General features: G+C 61.7%; 10 protein-coding genes, 1 tRNA gene and 1 riboswitch. Of the genes, 2 read left to right on the forward strand and 9 right to left on the reverse strand.

Annotated features, from left to right (window positions below; all coding sequences use genetic code 11):
• Window positions 1-992 (forward strand): BBE domain-containing protein (locus tag VMW12_08785; protein ID HUZ49820.1); only part of this gene is annotated, 992 nt, incomplete at its 5' end.
• A 13-nt stretch (window positions 993-1,005) separates the two neighbouring features.
• On the opposite strand, the gene VMW12_08790 is transcribed toward VMW12_08785, so the two are convergent.
• The 8 genes from VMW12_08790 to VMW12_08825 all read right to left on the reverse strand — a co-directional run bounded on the left by VMW12_08790 (window position 1,006) and on the right by VMW12_08825 (window position 6,568).
• Window positions 1,006-1,551, reverse strand: a complete 546-nt coding sequence (locus VMW12_08790; protein HUZ49821.1) for a GNAT family N-acetyltransferase — start codon at window positions 1,549-1,551, stop codon at window positions 1,006-1,008.
• Window positions 1,552-1,799: 248 nt separating this feature from the next.
• A tRNA-Gln gene (locus tag VMW12_08795) sits at window positions 1,800-1,874 on the reverse strand.
• Between the two features lie 21 nt (window positions 1,875-1,895).
• On the reverse strand, window positions 1,896-2,162 hold the full coding sequence (locus tag VMW12_08800) for a hypothetical protein (protein HUZ49822.1): 267 nt from the start codon (window positions 2,160-2,162) through the stop codon (window positions 1,896-1,898).
• A gap of 119 nt (window positions 2,163-2,281) precedes the next feature.
• Window positions 2,282-2,755, reverse strand: a complete 474-nt coding sequence (locus tag VMW12_08805; protein ID HUZ49823.1) for a C40 family peptidase — start codon at window positions 2,753-2,755, stop codon at window positions 2,282-2,284.
• Between the two features lie 151 nt (window positions 2,756-2,906).
• Window positions 2,907-3,046, reverse strand: a riboswitch (cyclic di-AMP (ydaO/yuaA leader).
• A gap of 101 nt (window positions 3,047-3,147) precedes the next feature.
• On the reverse strand, window positions 3,148-4,512 hold the full coding sequence (gene glmM, locus VMW12_08810; GenBank protein HUZ49824.1) for a phosphoglucosamine mutase: 1,365 nt from the start codon (window positions 4,510-4,512) through the stop codon (window positions 3,148-3,150).
• The gene (locus VMW12_08815; GenBank protein ID HUZ49825.1) at window positions 4,512-5,183 is read right to left on the reverse strand and encodes a CdaR family protein; all 672 of its coding nucleotides are present in this window, start codon (window positions 5,181-5,183) and stop codon (window positions 4,512-4,514) included. Before VMW12_08815 ends, glmM begins: the two co-directional genes overlap by 1 nt.
• Complete coding sequence (gene cdaA / locus VMW12_08820; protein ID HUZ49826.1) at window positions 5,152-6,039, reverse strand: diadenylate cyclase CdaA; 888 nt, start codon at window positions 6,037-6,039, stop codon at window positions 5,152-5,154. The genes VMW12_08815 and cdaA overlap by 32 nt, the downstream gene beginning before the upstream one ends.
• The gene (locus VMW12_08825) at window positions 6,026-6,568 is read right to left on the reverse strand and encodes a hypothetical protein (GenBank protein HUZ49827.1); all 543 of its coding nucleotides are present in this window, start codon (window positions 6,566-6,568) and stop codon (window positions 6,026-6,028) included. Before VMW12_08825 ends, cdaA begins: the two co-directional genes overlap by 14 nt.
• Window positions 6,569-6,610: 42 nt before the next feature.
• On the opposite strand from VMW12_08825, the gene rsgA reads away from it, so the two are divergent.
• Window positions 6,611-7,492, forward strand: a complete 882-nt coding sequence (rsgA, locus tag VMW12_08830; protein ID HUZ49828.1) for a ribosome small subunit-dependent GTPase A — start codon at window positions 6,611-6,613, stop codon at window positions 7,490-7,492.
• 91 nt (window positions 7,493-7,583) lie between these two features.
• On the opposite strand, the gene VMW12_08835 is transcribed toward rsgA, so the two are convergent.
• Window positions 7,584-8,828: an ISNCY family transposase gene (locus VMW12_08835; GenBank protein HUZ49829.1), complete on the reverse strand. Its 1,245-nt coding sequence runs from the start codon at window positions 8,826-8,828 to the stop codon at window positions 7,584-7,586.
• Window position 8,829 lies beyond the last annotated feature (1 nt).

Genomic DNA, 8,829 nt, shown 5'->3' on the forward strand with positions numbered 1-8,829 from the left:
CCATTACCCACGGCCGCTGCCCCGGCGTCGGCGTTGCGGGTTTCGTACTCGGCGGCGGGATCGGCTTCAACATGCGCGCCCACGGGCTTGGCTGCGATCAACTCGTTGCAACCGAGATCGTCACCGCCGACGGGATGATTCGCAGGCTTCAAGGCGACGACGATCTATTCTGGGCCTGCCGCGGGGCGGGCGGCGGAAACTTTGGAATCAATACGTCGTTTGCGTTTCAGACGTTCGAAGTGGGGCCGATGACGGTTTTCGATCTAACCTGGGACCGGCAACCGGAGCGTGTTTTCGCCAATCTCGTAAGCACGTTCGAGCGCGCACCCGCAACCCTTGGTTCGAAAGTGACGGCAAACGCGCCGACCATTTCGTCGGAGATGACCATTCACGCCCTTGGGCAATTCGCGGGTACCCCGAGCGAACTGAGCGAGATGCTCGCCGAGGCGTATGCCATCGCGACGCCCACCGGCACCGTCGGTAGAGAGCCCTATTGGAAGGCGCAGCAGGCGCTATCGGAACCGGGGCACCCCGCCTACTATCAAGAACGCTCCCGCTTCTTCGATGAGGCGATCGATCATCGCGCCGTCGCAGCAGTTTTTGACGGCTTACGGAGATACCCGAAAAGCGCGAAGTCGGCCGCATTCAAACTTTTTCAAACGGGCGCCCACGTTAATGATAGAGCGCCGCACGAAACGGCTTTCGTGCATCGGCATAGCGAATGGCTGAGCTCGGTCGAGCTCTATTGGGAAAAGGAGACGCCGGATCGCACGCTTCGCGACAACCTGGAATGGCTAAACGCATTCTACGAGACCATCGTCCCCATCGCCAAAGGCGGCGCTTATCAAAATTTCATCGACCCGTCCCTGACCGATTGGAAGACCGCATATCACGGCGCCAATCTCGCGCGACTCGAAGCGATAAAGCGGCACGTCGATCCCGCCAACGTCTTCACGTTCCCCGAAGCCGTCCCCCCAACGGCGCGCTCCTAGCCCGATCACGTATCTATTTCTTTCGTTCAAACAAAAGAATGGGGCGCCCGTTAAATAGCGTCTCTTCGAACTCGCGATATCCGCATTTCGCGGCTACCTTTATCGACTGCCGATTGTCGGGGCTTATTAAGCACACGGTGCGCGGCCATCGGGCACGCCGATCCGCCCAAGCAAGGACGGCACCGAGCGCCTCAGTCGCAAGCCCTCGGCCATGGAAGCGCGGAGCGAGAGCCCAGCCAGCTTCCGGGGCGGTACTCATCGACGTTGAAATATCTCGCCTAAAATCCGCAAACCCAACCTCTCCGACGAACAATCCGCTTTCCTTTTCTTCCATGGCCCAATATCCGAAGCCCATGAGCGACCAATGCCCGGCGTACTGCAACAAACGAAGCCACGTCTGTTGCTCGGTGGAAGGCTTTCCGCCGATGAAGCGGGTGACATCCGGGTCCGACCACATAGCAAAGCAAGGCTGTAAGTCCTCGAACCGGTGGCCTCTGAGCGTCAGTCTTTCCGTAGTGATGACGGGCGGCTCTTTTCCGAGGTTAGTCAAGGGATTCATTACTGTTCCTCACGATCGCAGCATAACAAACTGCCCGGACAATCGGTACCGACTCGCGGAGCAAGCTCCGCCATGCGTTGCTGGCTGGGGTGGCTGGATTCGAACCAAGGGTCTTACGAAAAATACGCTGCGCTGCGCTACGCATACTTTTCATAAGACGGCGGAGCAAGCTCCGCCATGCGTTGCGGGATACCGGCGTAGCCCAGCCATGCAAGAAGCGGCCCCCTTTTAGGGAGCCGCTTCTTACATGGCTGGGGTGGCTGGATTCGAACCAACGCATGGCGGAGTCAAAGTCCGCTGCCGTACCGCTTGGCTACACCCCATCGAAATGGGCGTCTCGAAGATTAGGGCTTTCGCGACCACGTCCCTGTTACGCGCGCAACCAGCGGGATGGTAAAGAGCTCCCCGCGGGCCGCTCGCCGACTATAGCGCATTGCAAGCACCAGCCATAGGACGAAATACGCAATATCGATGAGTAACGCGAGGCCGTAGATCCAGAGCGTCGCCACAACGTCGGCAATCAGCAAGCTGGCGGCTAGGGGCCAGACGAACGCAATAAACGCTCCGAGAGCGGCGATATTGCCGAACCAGAGCGCTTGGCGTAGGTGCACTTTATACCAGTTCGATGCGCCCTCCCGAGGAGCGACCCGCTCGTAGAGGGCGATCGGCCACGCGAGATAGGCCTGCGCGGCAAGCCGTGTTTCGGCTTGCGCGCGCTCGACATTGTTCTCTATCGCGTTGCGATGAGGCGCTTAGCGCCGACGTAGCGCGAGTGCCAGTAGGATTGGGAGAGACTCGAAATCATCACACCGTGGCTCGATGCGTGGACGAATTTCCCGTTCCCCAGATAGATGCCCACGTGCGAAACGCCCGGCTCGTAGGTCTGGAAGAACACCAGATCACCCGGGCGCATGGCGCCGACGATGCGATGGCCGGCGTCGTATTGCGCGTCCGCCGTACGCGGAACGCTAATCCCGAGCATTGCGAAGACGTGCTGAACGTAGCCGGAGCAGTCGAAGCCCGAGGCCGTGGTTCCGCCGAAAACGTAGGGCGTGCCCAGAAAACGCAACGCGCTCTTGGTGAGTTCTTGGGCGATTTTGGACGTCCGCGCGAGAACGCCGCCGGCGAACTCGCTGATTTTGCCGTCCTTCGTGCGGTGTTCCGCGTTCGTGACGACTAAAAGATGGGCGGTCCACGCAGTCACATCCGGACTCAAAGGCTTAGTGGATGTTTTAGAGGCTGATGCGTGGGTATGAATAGCGTGGTGGGAATTCGTTTCGTTCGCGCTGGCTACGCTGAACGATCCGATGAGCAACAGGGCAAAAGCCCCGGCCGCAAACGCTTGTCGCAAGAACGACTCCTCTTTCACGACACTTACGAGGTTAGTTGACGGGTTCGGGCGGGAAAGATCGCCCTAGGACCAGACCGGTCCACTCACCCCTATCCTGAGAGTCCCCCGCTCCGGGTTGCAGCCCGGATTCAGTGATCTTGTGCAGGCGTAGGTGCCGTGACTCATGATCACGGCGCTCTATATGAGCCGTTAGGTTTACCTCATGGCTCCGTTCTCCTCCCGGCCTTTACATGGGCTTTATGTTCTTAAGCGGGCGCTCCCGAGGGGTTGGCCGCTTCTTCGATTTGCCGGGCCAGCTCCGCAGCGATGCCCTCGATGAGGGCCCGATCGTCGCCTTCGGTCATGACGCGGATCAGCGGCTCGGTGCCCGAGGGCCGAATCAGCAGCCTTCCCGAGCCCGCCAGGCGCCGTTCGGCATCGGCGATCGCCGCCCGAATCGAATCCAATTCCAGTACCTCGCGACGAGCCGTACGCACGTTCACCAGCACTTGCGGGGCCACGATCACCTCGGCCACCAGGTCGTGGAGGCGTCGCTTGCTGGCGGTGACGATTCCGAACAGCGTAACCGCCGTCATCGGGCCGTCGCCGGTCGTATTGCGGCGCAGATCGATGATGTGCCCCGATTGTTCGCCGCCCAGGGCGAGGCCGCGCTCGCGCATGAACTCCAAGACGTAGCGATCGCCGACCGGCGCTCGCAATAGCCCGATGCCGTGGTTGGAGAGCGCGCGCTCGAAACCGATGTTGCTCATGACCGTACCGACGATCGCATCGCCGGAGAGTTCGCCGCGCTCGTGCAGATCGCGCGCGATAGCGAACATCACGTGATCGCCCGAGAGAATCGTACCGGTTTCATCGACGAACAGCGCCCGGTCGGCGTCGCCGTCGAAGGCGACGCCGACAACGCTGGTTTCGCCCGCAGCGAGCAATTCGCGAACCTTTGTTGCAAGCGGTTCCAAATGCGTAGCGCCGCTCTTGACGTTGATACGCGAGCCGTCATTCTCGCAGTGCAGCTCCGTTACCGTAGCTCCGAGCTTACGCAGGGCGTAAGGTGCGATCGCATAAGCCGCACCGTACGCGGCGTCGACGACCACGTGCAATCCGTGCAGATCGACACCGGTTCCGTAGAGTTCCGCGTAATAGTGCTTGGCGAGATTCTGAGCCACGCTTGCGACGCCGATATCGGTTCCGATCGGTCGCGGGAGCGAGCCGCTTTCCATGCTGGCTTCGATCTGGTTTTCAACCTCATCCGAGAGTTTGAACCCATCGGGACCGAAGAATTTGATGCCGTTGTCGGGCACGGGATTGTGCGACGCGCTGATCATAACGCCGGCAGCCGCATGCTCCGCAACCGTCACGCACGCCACCGCCGGCGTCGGGACGATACCGATCGAAACGACATCGCGGCCGACCGAGGTGATGCCGGCGATCATCGCGGCTTCGAGCATGGTTCCCGAGAGACGCGTATCGCGCCCGATCACCATCGGGCGATGGCGGTCGCTGGTCGCCGATAGAACGCTTGCGCCCGCTCGCCCGACGGCAAACGCGAGCTCCGGCGTTAAATCGGCGTTCGCAACTCCGCGAATGCCATCGGTCCCAAAATAACGGCCCACTATCTTCCTTTTGTTCCGGTGCCCGGAATGAACTGGATTTGCACGCGCACTAAATCCGGCGTGACATCGAGGCCCGGAATCTCTTGCCCGAATGAATCGACCGCGCGCGGACGAACCATTTCGTCGAAACTCCCCGGAGCTCCCGGAATCGGCACGTCGACACGCACCGTAGAGATTTGCCCGAGCGCGCCGGTCGGCCCGTGAACCACAACGGTGGCGGGCTGCATCGTTACCGATCCGACCACGATGCCGCTCGGGCGCTGCCCGCGATAGTGTACCGCGAGCGGAAAGACCCGGCTTTCGATCCGTTCGATCGTCAAGCTCACCGAGGCCGGGCTTAAACTCTGCACCACGAGCGTCGGGGCCACCAACTGCAGGGGGATGTTGTAGACCCCTGTGGTGCGGTTGGAAAGATCGAGTACCGCCTTGATTTCATCCGGTTTGATGGGCGGCTCGCCGCGTTTGGTCGCGATCGTTACGACCGCTTCCTTTTCGGGAAAATGCGCGACGTATCCGTCGGGAAGGTTGGCCGCGACGATCGGCACCGAGAGCTGCTGGTCGAAGCGTGCCGAGATCACCGGATTGGTCGCAAACCGAAAATACGCCCATCCCACGATCGCAATCGCGAGCGCGAGAAGTTTAAGAACGAAGTTCCTGCGGATGATCTGCAAGCTGCTCTTCCTGGCCGCGCCGCGTCAGTCGCGCGCGCAAGTGAGTAACGACGTCGCGGGTTAAACGATGTTCGCGCGGCGCGCGCGTCACCGCAAGGAGAATCTTGACCAGCCGCTGCTCTTCTTCAACCGGGCGCGAAAGCTTGCCCTCGCGCGCGACGCTGATCGCACCGGTCTCCTCGGATACGATGATGACCACCGCGTCGGTTTGCTCGGTGAGGCCGAGGGCGGCGCGATGCCGCGTTCCAACCCGCCGCTCCGCCAGCGACTGCTCGGCCAGCGGCAAGAAACACCCGGCAGCCTCGAGGATGTTATCGCGAACGATCATCGCGCCATCGTGCAACGGCGAGCGCGGCATAAAGATCGCCAAGATTAATTCGGCGGAGATCTGCGCATCGAGAATCGTGCCGCTCTCGATGAACTCCTTGAGACCGCTTTGCTGTTCGAGGACGATGAGCGCACCGAGTTTGTTGCGCGAGAGCAGAAACGCCGCCCGCGCGAGGATGGCGATCGACTTGTCCTCGGGCCGCGTCCACGCGCTCTTCTCATCGTTGAGGCGGAAGAATCCGCCCCGGCCGATCTGTTCCAGCGCGCGGCGCAACTCGGGCTGGAACACGATGGGTAGGGTGACCGCGGCGCCGACGACCAACAGTCGCAAAATCGTTTCCAGCAAATAGAGATGCAAAAGGCTGGCAACGCCGAGCAGCCCGACCAGCACGAAGACGCCGGTGAGAATCTGCACCGCCCGGGTTCCGCGAATCAGGAGCAGCACGTAATACACCAGCACGCTGGTGGCCAGAATATCGAGCACGTCGGTGATGCCGATGTAGCTAAACAGCGTGTTAATCCAAGACACCCGACCGCTCCAACTGAAACTCCAAAAGCCGATCGGCCCGCAGATCCGGCGCGCGCAGGCCCTCGGCCGCGATCCGCGCGAGCAACGCGTCGCTCAAAGGCACGAGGAGCTCGACGACGCGCGATGCGTGGAAGCGCGCGAGTTCTACATCGATCAAACCATAGACGATGGATGCGGGCGTCCGCAACGGATCCCACTCCACGACAACCGCATCGTCGACTGCATCGCACGAGAGAACGCCGTCGGGCGCGCCCGCCCCGCCGAGGGCATCGGCAATGGCAGGCAAGGCTTCGGGCGTCGATGGGTAAACAGCTATTGCGATGATCTCGTCCCGTACGTTCACGCCATCGATGGCATTCAATGCGCCGCGCAGCTCGTGCGTGGGATGTACGATGGATCCATACCGGCGTCCGGTGCGAGCGCGAGGCGCCCAAACGATGTCGGCCCCGGACGCGCGCACGGCGAAGTCGACCGCGGCGCAATCGGCCTGGCCGCAGTCGGGCGCCATACGGACGGTCAGCGTGGACACGACCATACGACTGTTAGCCGCGCATCTATCGCAATCTTGCGAATGATCGACCTGCAGCGCGCGCTCGTCGTCTCTACCGGAAAGAACGCGGCGCTCGTGGTTCTCGACGACGAGCACGCGCCGCGCGTTGCCAACCTGCGCCGGATGACCGGCAAGCGTTCGATGCCCGTGCCCGGCGATGTGGCCTACGTGCGCTCGCTCGAGGACGAGAAGGTCGTGATCGAGCGGCTGGAACCGCGCGTCTCAACCCTGGAGCGTCGGTCGTTCAGCGGGCGTACCAAAACGATGGCGGCCAACGTCGATTCGATCGTCACGGTCACCGCCCTGGCTGACCCGGCCCCTCGCTTGGTAACGCTCGATCAACTCCTGGCCTTCGCCCAACTGCAGGGGACTCAGGCGCTGGTCGTGCTCACCAAACCCGATCTCGGGGCGCCGAGTCTGCTCGCCGAACTTCTCGGGATTTACGAGCCCCTGGGCTATCCGACGCTCGTGATCAACCCGCGCCTCGGCGAAGGCATCGACACGCTACGGGACGCGATCGCGGGCCGGCATGCGCTTCTGTGTGGAAATTCCGGTGTCGGAAAGAGTTCGATCTTTCGAGCCCTCGGCGGCGAGGGCAGCGTCGGCGAAGTCTCGCGCCACGGCCTGGGCCGCCAAACCACCACAGCAGCCAGACTCTACCGCATGGGAGACGGCTTCCTTATAGATAGCCCGGGCGTCAACGAGTTCGGCCTGGGGAAAATCACGCCGGCGGAGCTCGCCGAAGGTTTCCGCGAAATCGCCGCGGCAGCCACCAAGTGCCGCTTCACCGACTGCACCCATCTACGCGAGCCGGGCTGCGGGGTAAAGGCCGCAGTCGAGGAGGGCCGCATCGCTGCCAGCCGCTACCAAAGCTTCCGCAGCATTCTCCTAGACCCCAACTAGGCCCCGGCGACCCAAGGCGCTGTTAGCCCCACGTCCTGATGTCCGGCTTCGCCAAGTAGAAATGTCCGGATAGCTCGTCGGAGTGGTGTTCTTAAAAAGGGGTTTTCCATGGGTGCCCCAGCTTTGGCTTATGTCCCTTTTTCGGGTTGGGCGCGCGGGGGTCGACCGGTTGTCGGATGACTTTGCTGTCGACGATCGCACCCTGGGTCAATGTTCGCAGCTTGTGGTAGGCAAGGATTCGGCTGCCGGCAATGATCTCGAAGGATTGATCTTGCTGCTCGCGGATCGAGAGGCGTGTTTTCGGCCGAATGGACTGATCGTCTAAGGCGTAAATGTTCTGCCCGATTTGAAACGTGCGTTCAGCTGTAACGCTGCGTTCGTACCGGCAGCAGAGCGCTCGTAGGAGGTCGATTCCGTCGAGGGGGCGGTGGAGGTCATCTTGGCAACGAGGAGCGACGGCGAAGCGCTGGTTATGATCCTCGATGAACTCCGGGAGATAGCCGTTCGCATCATCGATCGTGCAGATACTTCGCAGACGCAACTCGCGCAGAAGCCTTTGCTGCAACGTGCGATTAACGCGTTCGACGCGTCCCTTTGCCTGGGGAGTCGTCGCGCAGAGCAACTCGATGTCGAGCTCCCGTAGCGCCTGGCCAAGCTGCGTTTCCTTGGTTTCGGTGTACTCCGAGTGTGTTGATCGGAAAATCGAGTGGCGATCGCTGTAGAGCGCCAGCGGCCGTCCGTACGAGCCGATGTACGAACGTAGTAAATCGAAATAGGCCCACGTCGACTCGACGGGAACGAAACGCAATCCCACCAGCTTGCTCGTTGCATCATCGATGAATACGATCAATGAACAGCGTGCCGCGCGCCCTTCGAACCAATCGTGCGGAGAACCATCGATCTGCACGAGCTCTCCAAAGCACGGCCGCCGCTCACGTGGCCGGTGCGTGCGGCGATACGGCTTGCGCCGCGCCTGCCAGAGATCTGCGCGGATCATCGCTTTGCGTAACGTCTCGGTCCCGATACAAATGCCATGCAGTTCGCGCAGTTTCTCATTGGCGAATGTCGGCCCGAAATCGAGATAGCGTTCTCGAACAAGGTCGAGGGCTTCGCGCAAGACCGCCTCGGCTATTCGCCTATTGCTGGGCTGACCACGTCGGACCGATCGCAGTCCCGCCGGCCCTCCGGAGCGGTAACGGGCCAAAAGACGCCGGACCTGGCGGTCGCACAGGCCAAGCTGGGCGGCCACCTCGGCTTGGGTAAGAGTTCCCGCCTCGAGGCGCTGACAAGCGTCCAGTCGGGCGATTTCGGGTCGGCTCATCGTCAGAAGCTCCATC

The organism is Candidatus Dormiibacterota bacterium (genome assembly GCA_035532835.1).
Taxonomy (GTDB): domain Bacteria; phylum Vulcanimicrobiota; class Vulcanimicrobiia; order Vulcanimicrobiales; family Vulcanimicrobiaceae; genus DAHUXY01.